The sequence below is a fragment of the Verrucomicrobiia bacterium genome, assembly GCA_035946615.1.
Classification (GTDB): domain Bacteria; phylum Verrucomicrobiota; class Verrucomicrobiia; order Limisphaerales; family UBA8199; genus DASYZB01.
In genome coordinates, this window is the sequence record DASYZB010000056.1 from 12104 (window position 1) to 29849 (window position 17746).

Here is a 17746-nt window from a genome sequence, read left to right on the forward strand (position 1 = left end):
CGACGCTGCGCGGGGAACGCTGCCCCCCCGGGTTGGGTCGGCGGGCCAGCGTCTTGAACTGCGGGCCTTATGGTTTCGGCGGAGGTTTTCCGCGTATTCCACGTATTCCGCGGTTCTCCTTGCAGAATTAGCAGCGGTTCCGCATGTTCAAATGGTGGGGCACCGACCCATTTCTATGAACAAAATCGTCGGCATTGATCTAGGCACCACCAATTCCCTGGTGGCCACGGTGGATTCAGGCATCCCCTTGGTCATCGCCGATGCGGAGGGCAGGCGCCTCACGCCCTCGGTGGTTCATTTCCCGGCGCCCGCTGCGGCTCCCCTGGCCGGCTTTCCAGCCAGCCGCATGCGCGTGCTCAGGCCGGGGGAAACCGTCTATTCGGTGAAACGCTTCATGGGCCGCCGCGCCGCGGATGTTTCAAGCGAAGAACTCCTCGTCACCTATCCTGTTAAAGGACAAGGCCCGGAACCGCTGACCATTGATATTCACGGGCGAACCTTTAGCCCGGAGGAAATCTCTGCGGCGATTTTGAAAAAGCTCAAGGCGGATGCGTCGGCTTACTTGGGCGAAGACATTACCCGCGCTGTAATCACCGTGCCGGCCTACTTCAATGACGCCCAGCGCAACGCAACTAAAAAGGCCGGTGAACTGGCCGGGCTGACCGTCGAGCGGATTCTTAACGAACCCACCGCTGCGGCGCTGGCCTACGGATTGGACAAACTAAAGGAACATGCGCGCATCGCCGTGTACGATCTGGGCGGCGGCACGTTCGACCTTTCCATCCTCGAACTAAACCAAGGCGTCTTCCAGGTGCTCGCGACCAACGGCAACACCTGCCTGGGCGGCGACGATTTGGATAAACGCCTGGTGGATTTCCTGCTCAGCAAAATCAAAGTCGCTGGTGGACCGGCTGTCGCTGACATGCCGGGTGCAACTCACAAGGAGGGGAATGATCAAACAATGACTCTTTTGTCACGTCTCCGGGAAGCCGCTGAAGAGGCCAAAATCAAACTCTCAACCGAGACCGAAGTTGAAATCGTCCTGCCCTTCCTGACTCCGGACTTCAGCTTCACATACAAGCTTACCCGCGCTGAGTTCGAGAACCTCACCCGCGACATTATTGCGCGCACACGCCCTCATTGCCTGCGCGCCATGGCCGACGCCAAGCTCAATCCGGTTGACCTCGACCAGGTCATCCTCGTCGGCGGCCAGACCCGCATGCCCTTGGTCCGGCAGTTTGTGGGCGAACTCTTCGGCTGCGCCGACTTCGAGGAAACGCGCGGCTCGCTCCGGCTCGGCGCCGAGTACCACCGGCCCGGTGGGCCGCAACTCAACACATCGCAAAACCCGGATGAAGCGGTGGCACTGGGCGCAGCCATCCAAGCGGAGATTCTCTCGGGAGGCTATCGGAACGTCCTGTTGCTCGATGTCACTCCGCTCTCGCTTGGCATCGAAACCTTTGGCGGTTTGATGAATGTCATCATCCCGCGCAATTCGACTATCCCGGTCAAGGCGGGCGAGATGTTCACCACCGCCGTCGATAACCAGCGCCAGATGCTCATCCACGTGCTCCAGGGCGAGCGCGAGCGGGCGCGGGACAACTGGAGCCTGGGCCGGTTTACCCTTGAATTTGATGCGGCCCCGCGTGGAGTCCCCAGGGTGGGAGTCCAGTTCGAGATCGATGCCAATGGCATCCTGCACGTGCTGGCTCGGGATATTCGAAGCGGGCGGGAAAAGACACTCGAACTCAAATCGGCAGTGGATGTCGAGGACGCCGCGGTTGAGCAGATGGTCGAGGAATCGGTGGCGCATGCCTTCGAGGACCTGGCGGCGCGCCGCTGGATTGAAGCCAGGCTCAAGGCCCGGCAGTTGATCGAGGCAACCCGCAAGGGCCTCACCGAGTGCGCCTCGGAACTCACGCCCGAGTACCGGGCGCAGCTCGAGGCGGCGCTGGCAAATGTTCAGGCCGCATCAGGAGGCGAAGGTCCCGATTCAAAAACAGGCGATGCGAGCCAACTGCTGAGCGCCTGCGCTGCCCTGGATGAAGCGACCAAACCGCTCGCGGAAATCCTGCTGGACCGCTCGATGGCAGCCTTGCTGCGCAAACGCGGCGTCATTCAGGGCTGAACTTTTTTCGGCGGGGCCTCTCTGTAGTCCAAACACCGACGCCGGAATCAGTCCGGGTCCGATTTTAATTAAAAGCCGGTGGGTGATTTTAACAACATGAAAGGTCTGAGCATCCTCCTGACGTCCACGTTGTTGGTGCTGGCGCATCAATTGGCGCGGCACATGGAAAAAACCGGAAACCTGCCCGTCGAAACGGCGCCTTCTGCAGGCATGGCGTTCGCACCCGCCTCCGAGGACCCGCACCCCCTTACTTTGCCAGGAAAACCGATCAATCTCTAGGCTGTTCCGTATGCGATACCTGAAAAATGTAAAACTCTTGAGCGCCATCGCAGTGGTTTTATCCGGCGTTGTCCTCACTCTGGTCTGGTTCAATCACGTCCCTGCCCGCGAAATCACCAGGCCTGAATTGGAGCAACTGATGCAGACCAAAGCGCTCACGGGGGTGCGGGTCAGCCCGACCCCTTACAGCGGCTTTTACCACATCGAGGCCAATCATGTTACGGGCAACCACACTGAAAGGGTCTTCGTTACCACGCATTTGGAGGAGGCGCAGGTCAAAGCTCTTTTCGACAAAGCCGAGGTCAAAGCCGATTTGCCCGGCCAGAGCCTGCGCGGGCAATGGATTAACCTGCTCTCGACAGGAGTGATAGCCGCCCTGGTCATCGGGTTGATGGCTTACCAGTATAACGTCGGGCGTGGCAAAAATTCGAGGGTCCGTCAGCGGCCAAAGGTCAGCTTTCAGGATGTCGCGGGAATCGAAGAAGCCAAAGGCGAGGTGCAGGAGATTGTCGATTTCCTGCGGGACCCCAGGAAATATCAGCGCGTCGGCGGCAATTTGCCCAAAGGCGTTTTGCTGATCGGTCCTCCGGGCACAGGCAAGACCATGCTGGCCAAGGCGATTGCTTGCGAGGCCAAAGCCAATTTCTTCAGCGCGCACGGCAGCGACTTCACGGAGGTCTTTGTCGGCGTGGGCGCCAAGCGAGTGCGGCAACTCTTCCGGTTGGCGCGGCAGAATCAACCGGCCATTATCTTCATCGATGAAATCGACTGTGTGGGCAAGAACCGTAAATTTGAAACACACGGCGAGCATCAGCAAACCATCAACGCGCTCCTGGCGGCGATGGACGGTTTTGAAACCAGCCAGGGGGTTGTGGTGGTTGCGGCAACCAACCGGCCAGAGGATTTGGACGAGGCCCTGCTGCGGCCCGGACGCTTCGACCGGAAAGTGAATGTTCCCTATCCCGACATGAAGGGGCGGCGGGCGATTCTGCAGAGCCACGCGGAAGGCAAACCGATTCTGGAACCGGGCAGGGCGCTGGACGTGATCGCGCAGACGACGCCGGGAATGTCCGGAGCGGACCTGGCGAACCTGATCAACGAAGCGGCGATTCTCTGCGCGCAGCAGAACGCGGATCAGATCACACTGACCGAACTCGAGTCGGCGCGCGACAAGGTCCGTTACGGCAAGGAGCGCAAATCGATGGTGCTCAAACAGAGGGAACGGGAGATGGTGGCTTATCATGAAGCAGGCCATACGCTCATTCATCTGCAGACCTCGCTGCTGCCGCCCCTTTACAAAGTGAGCATTGTCCCGCGCGGCCAGGCCCTCGGTGTCACCACCTTGTTGCCCGACGAAGACCAGAACCTGCAAAGCAAGAGCTTTCTGCTGGAAGAATTGCTCGTCCTGATGGGCGGACGGGCTGCGGAGAAAACCTTTTACGACTCGACCACCAATGGGGCGGCAGGGGACCTGGACATCGCGCGCAAGGTCGCCCGCAAGATGATCCATGAATGGGGCATGGGCGAGAAGCTCTACTACGAGCCGGAGCAACGCCAGGCCGAAGAGGAGATAAACCGGTTGCTCGAAGCTGCGGACCAGCAGGCGCACCGGCTTATCCAGGAGCACAAGGAGCAGACCGAGAAGCTCGCGCAGGCCCTGCTGGCCCGGGAGACCCTAACCCGCCAAGAGGTGCTGGCATTGCTGGATTGACGGAGGCAGCGCATTCCAAATATTCAATCACCGGCTCGATACACTCTCGGGCGGGGCATTGGTGGAAGCGGGGGCGGGCGGTTCGGCCTCTGCGGCCATACCCAGCTTGGAGCGTAGGACAGCGCGGACCTCCGGTGGCAGGCCGTGCCCGGGGTCGAGCAAGCCCTTCAAAACGTCGCGTTGTGTTTGTTCGATGGGCGGCATGGGGATGGCGTCTTTGCGCGGGGCAGTGTTGCTGGAATAAAGTTTTTGGACTTTATTGGCCAAGAGTTTGAACCCGGCGGCGCGCTCGTCCTGTCCGCCCGCCAGGCAGGTGTAGGCGTTGATCAGCAGGCCTTCAATGACGCTTTTGACCCGGTCGCGCGACATGGCATCACTCACATCCTCCTGAGTCCGGTCCACGGCGTATTCATCGAGCGTGAGGTTTCTTGGGAAAGAGTTGGTTGTGAAATCGAGGAGTGTTTTATTGGGATATTTTTCCGCCAAATAGTTGAACCAGCGGGAGGCCTCGGGGATGCGGTTGTGCTCGTAAAGGAAGTAAACGGCATCACGGAGGAAATTGCGATGCGCGCTGAGGATGTGGTCGCGGTCGGGCGGGTCTTCTTTGGCCGCTTCTTCGTAGGCATAGCTGACTTTGGGGATGATATCGAGGTTGGGACCGAACTCGGCGATTGCTTTGTTGAAAGGGTTGGGGATGAGCCGTCCGCGCTGAAAACTGACCATCATCGATTGGTAGATGAGCCGCCGGAGTGTCAGCAGGTCAATGGTTTTTATCTTGGTAGGGTTTTCCTCGGCCTTTTTCAAGCCCATGGCGCCCCAATAAACGGCGGAGGCCTCGGGCAGGCGCCACTCGAGTGGGCCATATTGTTCATCCACCTTTTTCATGAAAACCGGGTCCATTTTGTAATGGTCCTCCAGCAGGCGGGCGCGATTTGTTTGGTCCTGGGTTTGGGGATGGATCAACTCGTCGAGATTGGGGGTTTTTTTGCCGAAGACTTTGGACATCTCGTTGAGCCATTGTTGCTTGTAGTACATGTTCCCATCGTCGAGGTTCGCGCCGATCTTATTTTGGAACAACCAGCCCAGCTCGCGGTAGAGGAGCGGCTCATTCGGGTTTTCGGGCAGGCCTTGATCGCGCAACAACTCGATGCCGGCCTCGACCCAACGCCAGCGGTCGGAATAATCCTTGAACTTGACGGAGATATTGTAGGCCATGTTCCAGGCTTGGTTGGCCCAGACCAGCACAAAGTGCGGCTCCAGTTTGGTGATCCAATCTGCCAATTGCGCCATCTCGAAGAACTTGTCCTGGTCCTGCAAATCGTTGGCGCGAATCCAGAGGATGTTCGAGATGAGGCCGCGAAAACCGCCCAAAGCGATGGTGGTGAAGGCGAGGGCGGGAGGTGCGTTTTCGAGGGGTTGGATACGGGTCAGGCCGAGCGAGTCGCGGTCGTGGTTCATCGATTCCTGGATGAAATAGGTGACGGTGAGCAGCGCACAGGCCAGAAGCAGCAGCATTGCTTTTTTTAGGCGGCTGTTCATGTCGAGGGCCGGCGGAAATCGCGAGCTTCTGGAATTGCCGCCTTCATTGGGTTCCTTGGGCGGTAGCCAATTCCCGGCGGTTAAAGATGACGATGCCAAACAGGGCGCTGATGCCGCCCAGCAACAGGACGATTTGACCAAAGGCCAGCCCGAGCTCTGTCCAGGTGATGCACCGGCCCGTGCTCAAGGAATCGACAGGAGAAAAATCCTTTGCCAGGTTGATGACCTTCAGCGCCGCTTTGAAAGTGGGGATAATAACAATATCAGCGGGAGTCCAGCCCTTGGTGCTTTTCTCGGCATTCCAACCGGCCACAGTGCCTTCATCGACGGCGTTGGCCATGGTGCCGCTGCACAGGACGATGCCCAACAAGCTGAGCGAGAAGAAAGCGGCAACCGGAAAGGACAAAAAGGTGGCGGAGGCAAGCCCCACGGCGGCCAGCAGGGCCATCCAGCAAAAGATGATGCCAAGGCCGCGGACGAAGTTCATTCCGAAACTGCCTTCGGGGTAGAGGACCTCGATGCCATCTTCCAACGGGAAGAGCAAGGTGGCGTCATTGGGGTTGAAGAAGCTAATAGTCAGGACCCCATTTTGATCGAAAAGATTGGGGGGGATTTGGAATTCATGGAATGTATCCTGGGCCAGGCTCATGACCTGGCTGCCCCAAAGTTTGGTCTCGCGCGGAGCCCCCACAGCCCAGAGCCCCTTGAACGTCCCGGTGGCGTATTTCTCGGAGGAATTGAATTTGATGCGCAGGTAAAGGGGCTTATCGGCCAGGAAATGACGGGCAAGGCCGAGATCGACTTTCCATTCGCGCGAATAGCCGGAAGGAATAATTTGGTACTCGGCCTTGACCTGCTCGCGGATTTGCTTGCGCAGCTCGACTTTGTCGTAGCGGTCGAGCGGATATTTGCTCAAGCGCTCTTCGAGGCGCTGGTCGGTTTGCTTGTCGATTTCATAATCCACACTAGGGGGTTTGGCCGAGCCGCGGGCGACGAGGACTTCGTTGCGCAGGACGCGCTGCTCGGCGGGGGGCAAGTGGGCGGCGCGCCAGAGCAACAGGGCGTAGAGGCCAGCGCCGGAAATGGCGAGCAGGGCGGCGTTGAGCGAGACGATGCCGAGCCATTTGCCAAGCCAGATTTGCCAGCGGCAAATGGGCTTCACGGCGACGACCTGCATCTGGCAATCTTCGATGTCGCGCGCCAAGGTGCCGCAGGCGAGCCAAAGAGTTGAGAAGCCCAGCAAAGCAGTGATGGTCGTTAGGGTATAGGTCAGCAGGATTTGGGTGAAGCCGCGCGCGGTGCCGTCGTCTTTGATCAGCAAAGGCAACCCCACCACAGAGGCCAGCAACAGCACGGCCACCACCAGGAAAAGCCGGAAGCGGATGGCGGCCTTCCATGTGAGCCAAGTGATAGCCAAGAGGGGCTGCATGGTCCTTGAATTCCTTAAAAAAGGTAGTCGAATCGAGTCAGTTACGCAATCAGAGCGGGCCTTTGCCATCGGGTTTGCCCAGCAACGCAGCGAGTTTTTCGTTCGCCTTTTCAAGTTCCGCAGGGACCTGGAGGGGCGGGGCTGGGGCGGTGGAGGGAGATGTTGCGGGCGATTCGCTGGGTTTGCTCAGGGCGGCCAATTTTTGCTCGTCAACGGTGGGCGCTGGCATGGGCACAGAGAGGGGACCGGGCTGGGCCGGCTCAGGGGCGGCCAGGCGTTCGAGGAGCTTATCGCCGGCGGCTTGGGTTTGGTCATCACCTCGGAGATAGGCGGCAACGCGGGCGCCGGACATGGCGCCGGAGGTTTCGGCAGCGGCGCGGCGGGCGTTTTGGACGACCTGGAGGAAATAGCTTTCGAGATTTTGGCTGGGAGTATCAATGCGGACGCGGTCTTGGGCGACATCTCTGCGAATCAATTCAAGGACGCGCTCCATCGTCTCCCTGGGAAGGGTAGGGGTGGTGATGCGGATGGCGTCGGGAGTAGCGAGGAGTTCTTTCAATGTACCCATCGCCTGGATTTTTCCGCCATAATAGATTACGACCCGGTCACAGACGTCTTCGACATCGGCGAGCAGATGGCTGCTGAGAATGACGGTCTTGCCTCTGCGGGCCAAGGCGACGATGAGGTCTTTGACTTCCTTGCAGCCGATGGGGTCCAGGCCGGCAGTGGGTTCGTCGAGGATAACCAGGTCCGGGTCGTTGATGAGGGCCTGGGCCAGGCCAATGCGCCGTTGCATGCCCTTGGAGAACTCGCCGACGGCGCGCATGTGGGCCTGGCTGAGGCCGACCATTTCGAGCAACTGCTCGGTGCGTCCTTGCCGGTCTTTCTTGGGCAATTCGAAGAGGTTGCCGAAAAACTGGAGGGTTTCGCGTGAATTCAAATAGCGGTAGAGATAGGATTCCTCGGGGAGGTAGCCGATGCGTGATTTTGTAGGGACATGTCGAGGGGAATGGGCAAAAACGCGAATGTGCCCCTTGGTGGGATGGAGCAAACCCAGGAGCAACTTGACGGTAGTGGATTTGCCTGAGCCATTGGGTCCCAGCAAGCCGAAGACCTCGCCGCGATGCACATCGAAATCGACGTTATCGACGGCCCGCGCCTTGGGCCGGCCCCAAAAATCTTTAAAGACCTTGGTCAGAGCGCGGACACTAACGACCACGTCATCTGAGCGTGGAGCTTCGAGGGTGGTCATTGGTTTAGCGCCGTTCATAGGTCAGGCCGTGGTAACAGCTAATTGCGGCTGTGGAGTGGCAGCCGCCGGGTGCGCGGGCGGCGCCGGGGGCTGCGGGGCAACTGGCTGGGGATGATAATGTTCGAGTTCCTCGCCCTTGCGAACGAGGCGGGCGCTATTGAAGACGACAATGAGTGAGCCGGTGGTGTGCATCGCAGCAGCGAATACCGGGGGGACTTTGCCCAGGGCCGACATGGTCATGCCGCCGATAATAAAGGCGAGCCCGAACAGGAAATTCTGGTTGATAACGGTGCGGGTGTTGCGGGAGAGCTTGACCAGGAAGGGCAGACGGCGCAGGTCATTATTCATGAGGGCAATGGTGGCGCTATGGATGGCCACTTCGCTCCCCGCGGCGCCCATGGCGATGCCGATATCGCCGGCAGCCAGTGCGGGGGCATCATTCACTCCATCGCCTACCACGGCCACTTTATACCCCTTGGCTTTGACGCTGCGGACGAATTCGACTTTGTTTTGAGGCAGGCACTCGCCCTTGGCTTCCTCGCACCCGATTTCCTGGCCAACGCGTGTGGCGACGGCCTGGCGGTCGCCAGAGATCATCGAGATGCGGCGCACGCCATTGTCTTTGAGATCGGCCAGAGATTCGCGGGCGTCGGCGCGGGTTTGGTCCTGAAGCCCGACCCAGCCGATGCAGCGGCCACTTTCGGCGACGAAGATGAGACTCCAGCCTTCGGTTTCCTTCAGGTCCACTGACTTGAGAAAGTCCTCCTTGACCCCGTTGTCTTGAAGCCATTGAGCGCGGCCAACGAGAACCATCGAGCCGTTGACTTGCGCCCGGATGCCTCGGCCAGCGGCTTCGGAGAAGTCTTTGGGTTCGACCAGAGGCACGCCGGCCTGAGTGGCCAACTGGGCCAAGGCTTTGGCGGTGGGATGGTTGCTGTATTTTTCGGCGGAGGCGGCAAGGCGAAGGAGTTCGGCCGGCTTGGTTTCGCCCAGAGGCGCCAGACGGCTGACAGCCAGTTCGCCGGTGGTCAGAGTGCCGGTTTTATCAAAGACGAAGGCATTGATTTTAGCGGCCAGCTCGATGTCGCCGACGTTCTTGATGAGGATGCCTAGACGGGCCGCGGCAGAGAGCGCAGCCACCATGGCGGTGGGAGTGGCCAGGATGAAGGCGCAGGGACAGCTAAAGATGAGGACGGAAATGACATTGTCGAGCCTGCGAGTAAAGGCCCAGACCAGGGCGGCGATGACCAGGACGAGCGGAGTGTAAAAGCCCATGTACTGGTCCACGATTTTCATGATGGGCAGCTTGGTCTTCTCAGCCGCCAGGATCAGTTCCCGCACGCGGCCCAACGTGGTGTCCTGCCCGGCGCGGCTGACTTTGATTTCGAGGACGCCGGTCAAGTTCTGGGTGCCGGCGAAGACCTCATCGCCCGGTTTTTTATCGACCGGCAAGGATTCACCGGTGATGGTGGACTGATTAAAGGAGCCCTGGCCGGTGACGATCACCCCGTCAGCGGCGACGTTATCACCTGGCCGGATACGAATCGTTTCCCCGACGGCTAAATCGCTGGCGGCCACTTCCTCCTCGCCTTGCGGGGTAATGCGGCGAGCCTTGGTGGGGGTGAGTTTGATAAGGGACTCGATAGAGGCGCGGGCGCCTTCGGCGGTGCGGGTTTCGATGATTTCGCCCATGAGCATGAAGAAGGCAACGACGCCGGCGGTTTTATAATCGCTGGTAGCAAAGGCGGCGAGCACCGCGATGGCGACCAGTTCATTGATGCTCAGGACGCCGCGATAGATGTCCTTTATGGCGGTGGCGATGATGGGGTAGCCAAGAATAATGGCGCCCAGAAAGGCGCTGGCGCTGGCGATGTTATGGCCCTCTTGGAAGAACCAATCCACGATAAAGGCATTGGTGATAAACACCACGCCAACCAAGGTCTGCCAAAGGCGGACGGGGGCATGTTCGTGGTCATGGCCGCAAACCGAGCAGGACTCGTCGTGGTCATGTTCGTGGTGGCTCAACAAGGATGTAACTTGCATGGGATTTAATCGGTTTTGGGCTTGGGCATTTCGCGATTCATCAGCAGCCGGACCTCCTTGGGATTGCCGGGGGCGCCCTCGGAAACGAGGATTTTATCCTGCGCATTAGTGAGGACACGCGCGAGGGTTTCCATCAGGCGTTGCTGCGTGAAGAGAACAGGGTTTGCGCGAAATTTGGGCAAAATCTCATTGAACCGGTCGGCCTGGCTGCTGACATCATTGACGAGGCGGACGCGGTCGGCGTCGGCGGAATTGACGATAGATTGGGCATCGGCGCTGGCGCGATTGGTCACCTGGTTTTCATAACTGCGGGCGCTATTGAGGGTTTTGCCTCGAGCGATCTCGGCATCCAGCACGCTTTTGAAAGCGTCCTGCAACTGGCGCGGAGGACGGCTTTTGACGGTGCAGTCTTCGACGACGATGCCGAGTTTTTCATCTTCAACCGATTGGGCGATGCGTTTGCGGACGGCTTCTTTAAACCCGGCGACGTCCCGGGTGAGGATGTCATCGACATTGAATTGAGCGGCGGAGTAGATGAGGGCGTTATCCAGGGCAGTTTGGACAGCATTGGAGGCGTTGGCGAAATTGAAAATGTAACTGATGGGGTCGGAGATATGGTAGGTGAGGGTGGCGCTGGAGTGGATGATATTTTTGTCGGCGGTCAAGACGTAGCCATCGACGAGGGGATTAATAGGCTGGGAGACCGGGAGGGAGTATTGGTCAGCGCCGCTGGCGACCTCTTCAGGGGTAATATGGTACCAGCCGATGGTGGTGGTTGTTTGCTGGACGGCGGTGATGGGGACCTTGAGGTATTCGTCGACGGGGTAGGGAAAGGACCAGTGCAAGCCGGGTCCCAGGAGGGCCTTCTCGCCTTCGCCGAGCGGTTTGCCCAGGCGCACGATGATGGCGCGTTCCTGAGGCTGGACGGTGAAGAAGCCGGAGGCCAGAAAGAGGCAGACCAGCAGGACCATGACGAACTTGACGACGCCAAAGCTGCTGCGCAGGGCCTCGGCCAGGGCCTGGGAACTGGCGTCCACCGGTGTTTCCGGGAGGCGGTGTTCGTCGGGAGGAAGTAATTGCTCGGGCATAGAACTTACCTGGTCAAGAGATTGGTCGAGACGCCGGAGAACAGGTCGAAGGGCGGGGTATGCTGGTCGAAGATGAGGATCGAGCGGTCCTTGAGGGAGCCTTCGAGGGCATTGAGACGGAAAATGAAGTTGGCCAGTTCGGGGTTCTGCTGGAAAACGTGCAGCGATTTGGCGGCTTCGGCTTCGCCGCGTCCGCGAATCTCGGTGGCCTGGCTTTCAGCGGTAGCCAGGACCTCGGAGGCCTTGCGGTCAGCCTCAGAGCGGATTTTCTGCGCATCGGCTTCGCCTTCGTACTGGAGGGCATCGGCGAGGACTTTGCGCTCGGATTGCATGCGGTCGAAGACCTGGGCAGTGACATTCTCGGGCAAGCCGAGTTTTTTGATGCCGAGGAACTGGATTTCCAGGCCGTAATGGTTGGAAAGGACCTGCGATTGAATGAGGCCCAGAATTTCTTTTTCGATGCCGATGAATTTGTTGCCTTCGGAGGCAGGCGAGAGAAAATCAACCAGGGGATGTTTGCCGACGACAATCATCTTGTCGTTATTGAGCATAATGTCCAGGACGCGCTCGGCTTCGGGAATGGGTTCGGAGCTGCCCGCGAAGCGAGGAAAGAAAGCCCGGGCATCGGTGATCTTCCAGCCGACATAGACGGAGGTCAGGAGGTTGAAGCTGTCAGCCGTGAGGCCCTCGGTGAATTTGTCTTCGAAATTCTGAATGCGCTGGTCGAAGCGATGGACCCTCTCGATGGGCCAGGGGAGTTTGAGGTGAGGCCCTGGGGCGGAGACTTCGCGAGTGGGTTTGCCGAAGGTGGTGATAACAACGACCTCGGACTTGCGGACTTGAAAGACAAAAAGCAGCAGGCCGACAATCAGGATCAGCAGGATGCCAATGGCGAGGATGAGAGGATTGCGTTTCATTTCAAAAAGGTCATTTATTCTTAGGATTGGGCACGTTCAGGTTGAGGAGGTCCTTGGCAATGGACTCCTGGAGGTCAAAGACCATGACATCGTGGGTATTGGTGGTGAGCAAGATGTATTTTCGGGCGTTGGCGGTCGAGCGGACAAATGTTTGCAGATAAGCCCGCTGGATATAAACGGAGGGCGCAGCGGTAAAGGCAGGGATTTGGTTGGTAAAGAGGCCGGCCTGGGCGAAGGCACCGCTGACGCGGGAGACGCTCTCGGCTTTTGCCAGGTTGACAATGGTGAGGGCCTGGGCGCCCGAAAGGGCATTGGTGCGAATCTCATCGGCGCGAGCAGCGAGGATTTTGGCGATCTTGGTTTGGGTAGCGCCGACGACTTTTTCATAGTCGGGAGCGACTTTGACCGGAGGATGGATGTCTTCGAGACCAACAGAGACAATGCGCGCGCCGAGTTGGTGGTCATCAGCGGCAGCTTGCATGCTGTCCAGGAGGGATTGGGCCGCTTCCTGGCGGCCAAAAGACATCAACTCGCTCAGGTCCACAGCAGCGAGGTAGCGGACGACTTCGCGAGTAGCGAGGTCCTGAAGGAGGGCGGGGGCATCCTCGTTATTGTACTCCCAATCGACGATATTGGTGATCTGGTACAGGACGGGGATGCTGACGGTCAGGAGGCTCACTGGGGGGGTGCGTTTGCCGGCCGGCTGGTTGGTATCGGTGACCAGACTGGGTTGGTGATTAGCGACCAGGAAATTGTATTCTTTGCTGTGAGCCATGCTCCACAGGACGGCCCGGCCTGCTGCGGCCTGAGGGTCGGGGGTGAAGCCGACGTCGAAGGTTTGGATTTGGTCTGTGCGGAAGCGGTAAATCTGATCGACGGGCCAAGGCCATTTCAGGTGGAGCCCCGGGTTGAGGACGGTCCGGTTTTCGGCCGGTTTACCGAAATGTTCGAGCAGGGCCTGTTCCCCCGGCTCGATAACGACCACGCCAGTGGAGAGCAGGAGCAAAAGGATTTGGAGCGGCAACAGCCAAACCAGGGCGCGTTCGAAGAAGCGGTAGAACCAGGTTTCGGAGACCTTGAAGCCGAATTGGTAATCGATGGCCTGGGCGGCGGTGGTAACGAGGCCCTCAGGCTGGCCCAATAACCCGACTAACCGGCTTTCGTAAAGCGGGCGTTGGATTTTGCCTTTGACGCGCGGCCGATAAATCTCGAGGACAAGGGCAATAAGGGTTTCAACCGAGACGACGGCCAACAGGGCGCAAAGGCCATAGGCGACATACAAATCGCCTCTTGGAAACCCTGCCTGGACAGCCACAATGCCGCCGCCAACAACAGCGCAGAGGACGGCATTGAGCAGCAGGTAACTGGACGCCGGACGCAGGAGCCGCTGGTTTTCAAGGCGCGCGAACGTGGCCGAGAAGCGGCCCAGAAGGAACAGGACCAGCGCAAAGAGGAAAAAGAGGAACAAGCCGGCCATGGGCTGCTTGAGTTCGACCTGGGTGGTGGTGCGGGAGAGCCAGCGCCAGAAGAAATAAGCGCCGCCCGCCTGGATGAGGCAAATCAGCACCGTAAATACCGGGATGAAGAAGCGCTCGAACTGTTCGCGCGAGCGCTGGGCCGGGAAGACCTCGGCGTCTTTAGCCTCAAAGAGGGCCGAAGTGCCATGGGTGCGGGCCAGCTCGTCGAGTTCCATTTTCTCGAGGCGCTCGCTTTGTTCGAGGCGCATCTGGAACCAGCTCAGGGCTGCCACCAGGACGCCCAGGCTAAGGAAGAGAACACAGACCAGGCCGGCGAGGGAATTGGAATAGCGGCTGACGACAAAAGCGGCAACCCCGATGGCAAAAAGGATCAGGAGATTGACCAGCCCGTTTTTCTGTATGCTTCGTTCCATTTAATGCAAACTGATTAATTCATGCGGCAGATCAGCCCAACTCCCGTTCTTCGAACAAGACAATTGCCCCCGCCAGGGCGGCGCCGACATATGCGAGCACGTAGGCGAAGCCCTTTCCGACATAATCCCAGGGGACGGCCCCTTTGTCCGACGCCAGGGTGTCGGCGAGCCAGAAAAGCTGCCAATTTGGGGTGATGGTGTAAAGGACGCAAGCCAGCCAATCGCCGCCCATACCGGCTTTGGCCAAGCGGGCCTTGTCCTCGGGGCTGATAGCAGCGCGCTCGGAGGCGTTCAAGACGTCATCGTGGTTTTTGTCGTATTTTTTGACTATCTCGCGCAGGAGGGCCTTTTGGCTTTCCGACCAGGTTCCGGGACCGGATTCGAGTTCCATTTCATAACGCCAGACGGGGTCGGCACGCCGGCCAAAGAGGTAATCGGACATGGTGCCCAGGAGGAAGAGGGCTGAGCAAACCGCCAGGGTAGGGATCATATCGAGGCGAGTCGAGCAGGCCAGGGCGAGGGCGGCCAGAATCCAGAGGGCAAACAGGACCAGGATGCCGGCGGGGACCATGCGCCAATCGATGCCGGTGGCGAAGGCCTGGGGCTTGGCTTCTTTGGTGTAGAAGTTAATGACAATAAAGGCCAGCGACAGCATGAGCGAGGTGCACAGGACGGCGTCGGAGACAAAGGGACGGCGGAGGAAAAAGTTGCTGAAACCGGCCATGAGATAGCCCAGGACCACGGCCAGGGCAAAGATGCCAAGGGCAAAGAGGTCTGTGGAGCCGTAGGCGTCAAAGGCCATGCGGCTGGTAAGCAGCGCAGCCAGCAGGTTGACGTAGGTCAGCAAGCCCAGTGCGGCGCAGAGGCCGGCATATTTTGCCAGGAGAAACTGGGCGCGGCCAATGGGTTTGGAGAGGACGGCCAGGGCGGTGCCGGTACGGATTTCGCGGGCAAGTGAGGCTGAGGCGCTAAGGACGGCGCCGAACAAGCCGGCCAGGAGCATAACGGCCAGGACGCTGTTTTTGACGAGCTTAGGTTCATCGCCAAAGGCAAAGTAGTAAGGTGTGGCTAAAAAGATTTCGAAAGCCGCCGAACCGGTCATGAGCAGCAGAAACACCGGCTGGCGAACCAGTTCCATAAACGCGTTACTGGCGATGGTAATGAACTGTCGCATCCTACCTAATCAATCAAGCATGTCATGGTATGAATCGCGGAGGTGAAAGCAATCTGATAATGCAACTTTGAAGATTGTACGTTGTCGGGATGAGGAAAGAAGTGTGCGTTTGGGGGCACAGGCGCAAGGACCCGGGCGTGGGCGACCGTCTGCAAGAGGAGATCGGGGGTGGGTGCTAGGGCACGCCGGCATATGCCTAAGCCGTAACCATTCAGACAGGAACATGAGGAAACAGAGAAACAGAGGTTTTCCGAGGCAGCGTTGAAGAATCAACAGCGCATACTGCATATTCCAGTGAGCGGCTTTGGAAAATCCCGATGTGGCATCGTGTTGGCACCTCTGTTTTCTATTTTACGCAAGATGCGGCCTAAAAGCGCCAGAGACTGGCGCAGTCCAAGACGCTCCGCGCAGAACAGCGCGGGAAGTCGCTCTAGCGCTTTGGAGTGCGCCAGTCCTCTACCGCTTTTGGATGTCCTTTCATTCTGACCTCGCCCGCCCAATTCAATGCCACTGGGCGTGAGAGTGGAAATGCGTGAACTCTTGTTTAGCGGGATTGTTACGGAATCCCCGGGTGGCACGGTGGGGCGTTCACTTTACCACTTCTTTACCGAGTTGACCGGATTTTTGGAGCGATGGGGGGCACCTTTATCCGCGAATTGGCTTCATTTGGTTGGATTTGGTTTGATTTACCTTCATTCGACCTACATTCGTTAAGGGCAGTCTGAGCGGGATCGACGTTATCCGCGAATAGGCCCTGTTAACTCCGGTTGACTCGGGTTGACCCCGGTTTTTGGGCTGAGTCAACCGGGTCTAGGCGGTGGCGGAGGGGTAAGCTAACCAGGCGGGTGATATATGTCAGGTGGTTGCTTCTGGCGAACGCGTATGCGTAATTTGTGGTGTGAAGGGTGCCAATACCACCAATGCGGCGCGCTACCTTCGGCGGCATAACATATATTTCCGTCACAGAATTGCTCGTGATGGGAAGGGCTTCGGGCAGGCGCAGCCGCCGGGCGTATAGGTTCGCTTCGCACAGCATTACCTCGATAGCCGTTTTTCGATACGCGGGCGTTGTTTGGAACCCTGAGGCGGTCGGAAAGATGCCTGTGCTCGCACCTGCAGACCAATCGCAGAGCCCCGCAATCCATGCAGCACAAAGCAGTAGAGGAGGAATGAACCAATAAGAGATCCTGTTATTCAAGGTATCGAAAGGCGGTTTGTGAGCAAGCCTTGGTTGCTGACGACGCGCGGCAGGTCTTCTGGGAGGATTTTTTCTGGGCCACCAAGCAAGTAGCGCCTGGCTGTCCACGTGCGGGCCTGGAGATACGCCTTCACGGTTTCAACCGAGCCATCCGTGAGGAGCAGGTTGCCGCAAGGCGCACCGCATCCTTTGCTGTGCATCGCCCTGCTCCAGCTTATCGCCGTGTTTGTCGTAAGGTCCAAGAGGCCGGAGCCCACCGCTCGCCCTGAAACAAGGAGGTTCCGGTCCCCGGCCACGATCGCGTTCGGCATCGTGAGGGCGGCGTTCAGGCTCAGGAAATAGCTCAAGTTCTCATTGCTTAGCGTCTGCCAATCTCTCACGCGCAGGCGCGTGTCCGCGGGGCACGTCAGAAGCGTCGGCGTGCTCAATTCGCCGGTGGCGGCAAGAAAGTAACAGACGGGCTCGGCGAAGGTGCGAGAGCCTGCTGGGCCCTCGTTGCGCAAAGGCAATTGCGTCGGAAGCTTTCCGTCGTGATCGTTTGCGAAAATACGAAAAGACCAGCCGACTTGTTTCAGATTATTTACGCACATGGCGCGGTCGGGCATTGACGGCCTCTGGCGGAAAAACGACCAAAGCACCACAGCGAAAATGCCTGCCAGCACAATCAGCGCGCTAAGGTCGGTTCGAGAGAAACCATCAATCTCATTATGTGTGCGCACACTTTATCCTAGACGGAAGTGAGTCATTCCTCGAATTGCGGGTCACGCGTCAAAAGAGGATCATCGAAGATTTTCCACTTTGGATCAAGGGGGAAATCGTAACCTGAAGTAATAGATTGTACGTTGTCGGGATGAGGAAAGAAGTGTGCGTTTGGGGGCACAGGCGCAAGGACCCGGGCGTGGGCGACCGTCTGCAAGAGCAGATCGGGGGTAGGTGCTAGGGCACGCCGGCATATGCCTAAGAGCGTGTTTTAAAAATGCTGATTTTCCACTTTAACGTTATTGTACAAGGAATCGAAGTGCTATAAATGAATTGGATGCAAATGCATCCAACTCACTATCCGACCGACCTCACTGATGAGGAATGGGAATATATCA

General features: G+C 58.5%; 12 protein-coding genes. 3 read left to right on the forward strand and 9 right to left on the reverse strand.

Annotation, left to right across the window (positions count from 1 at the left end; translation table 11 throughout):
- Window positions 1-175 precede the first annotated feature (175 nt).
- From VG146_09290 to VG146_09300, 3 genes are all read left to right on the forward strand, one after another.
- Window positions 176-2128, forward strand: coding sequence for an Hsp70 family protein (locus VG146_09290; protein HEV2392543.1), 1953 nt, complete (start codon window positions 176-178; stop codon window positions 2126-2128).
- Window positions 2129-2206: 78 nt separating this feature from the next.
- A complete protein-coding gene (locus tag VG146_09295) occupies window positions 2207-2407 on the forward strand; it encodes a hypothetical protein (protein ID HEV2392544.1) in 201 nt (66 codons plus the stop codon).
- A gap of 10 nt (window positions 2408-2417) precedes the next feature.
- Window positions 2418-4118 carry an AAA family ATPase gene (locus VG146_09300; GenBank protein HEV2392545.1) on the forward strand — a complete coding sequence of 567 codons (1701 nt, stop codon included), beginning with the start codon at window positions 2418-2420 and terminating at the stop codon, window positions 4116-4118.
- A 27-nt stretch (window positions 4119-4145) separates the two neighbouring features.
- Here the strand turns inward: VG146_09300 and VG146_09305 are convergent, their stop codons facing one another.
- From VG146_09305 to VG146_09345, 9 genes are all read right to left on the reverse strand, one after another.
- A complete protein-coding gene (locus VG146_09305) occupies window positions 4146-5633 on the reverse strand; it encodes a hypothetical protein (protein ID HEV2392546.1) in 1488 nt (495 codons plus the stop codon).
- A gap of 67 nt (window positions 5634-5700) precedes the next feature.
- Complete coding sequence (locus VG146_09310; protein ID HEV2392547.1) at window positions 5701-7086, reverse strand: hypothetical protein; 1386 nt, start codon at window positions 7084-7086, stop codon at window positions 5701-5703.
- 49 nt (window positions 7087-7135) lie between these two features.
- Window positions 7136-8356: an ABC transporter ATP-binding protein gene (locus VG146_09315; protein ID HEV2392548.1), complete on the reverse strand. Its 1221-nt coding sequence runs from the start codon at window positions 8354-8356 to the stop codon at window positions 7136-7138.
- Between the two features lie 3 nt (window positions 8357-8359).
- Window positions 8360-10381: a cation-translocating P-type ATPase gene (locus VG146_09320; GenBank protein ID HEV2392549.1), complete on the reverse strand. Its 2022-nt coding sequence runs from the start codon at window positions 10379-10381 to the stop codon at window positions 8360-8362.
- Between the two features lie 5 nt (window positions 10382-10386).
- Entirely contained in the window at window positions 10387-11469 is a 1083-nt protein-coding gene (locus VG146_09325; protein HEV2392550.1) for a protease modulator HflK, read from the reverse strand.
- Between the two features lie 5 nt (window positions 11470-11474).
- Entirely contained in the window at window positions 11475-12386 is a 912-nt protein-coding gene (locus tag VG146_09330) for a protease modulator HflC (protein ID HEV2392551.1), read from the reverse strand.
- Window positions 12387-12396: 10 nt separating this feature from the next.
- The gene (locus VG146_09335) at window positions 12397-14277 is read right to left on the reverse strand and encodes an SPFH domain-containing protein (GenBank protein ID HEV2392552.1); all 1881 of its coding nucleotides are present in this window, start codon (window positions 14275-14277) and stop codon (window positions 12397-12399) included.
- A 31-nt stretch (window positions 14278-14308) separates the two neighbouring features.
- Entirely contained in the window at window positions 14309-15451 is a 1143-nt protein-coding gene (locus VG146_09340) for an ABC transporter permease (protein HEV2392553.1), read from the reverse strand.
- 1194 nt (window positions 15452-16645) lie between these two features.
- On the reverse strand, window positions 16646-17368 hold the full coding sequence (locus tag VG146_09345) for a hypothetical protein (protein HEV2392554.1): 723 nt from the start codon (window positions 17366-17368) through the stop codon (window positions 16646-16648).
- Window positions 17369-17746 lie beyond the last annotated feature (378 nt).

What these genes read in the sequence shown, in the direction of transcription:
- VG146_09320 (HEV2392549.1), bottom strand. Translation starts at nt 10,381, where the DNA reads ATGCAAGTTACATCCTTGTTGAGCCACCACGAACATGACCACGACGAG.
- VG146_09290 (HEV2392543.1), top strand. Translation starts at nt 176, where the DNA reads ATGAACAAAATCGTCGGCATTGATCTAGGCACCACCAATTCCCTGGTG.
- VG146_09315 (HEV2392548.1), bottom strand. Translation starts at nt 8,356, where the DNA reads ATGAACGGCGCTAAACCAATGACCACCCTCGAAGCTCCACGCTCAGAT.
- VG146_09340 (HEV2392553.1), bottom strand. Translation starts at nt 15,451, where the DNA reads ATGCGACAGTTCATTACCATCGCCAGTAACGCGTTTATGGAACTGGTT.
- VG146_09300 (HEV2392545.1), top strand. Translation starts at nt 2,418, where the DNA reads ATGCGATACCTGAAAAATGTAAAACTCTTGAGCGCCATCGCAGTGGTT.
- VG146_09325 (HEV2392550.1), bottom strand. Translation starts at nt 11,469, where the DNA reads ATGCCCGAGCAATTACTTCCTCCCGACGAACACCGCCTCCCGGAAACA.
- VG146_09310 (HEV2392547.1), bottom strand. Translation starts at nt 7,086, where the DNA reads ATGCAGCCCCTCTTGGCTATCACTTGGCTCACATGGAAGGCCGCCATC.
- VG146_09305 (HEV2392546.1), bottom strand. Translation starts at nt 5,633, where the DNA reads ATGCTGCTGCTTCTGGCCTGTGCGCTGCTCACCGTCACCTATTTCATC.
- VG146_09330 (HEV2392551.1), bottom strand. Translation starts at nt 12,386, where the DNA reads ATGAAACGCAATCCTCTCATCCTCGCCATTGGCATCCTGCTGATCCTG.
- VG146_09335 (HEV2392552.1), bottom strand. Translation starts at nt 14,277, where the DNA reads ATGGAACGAAGCATACAGAAAAACGGGCTGGTCAATCTCCTGATCCTT.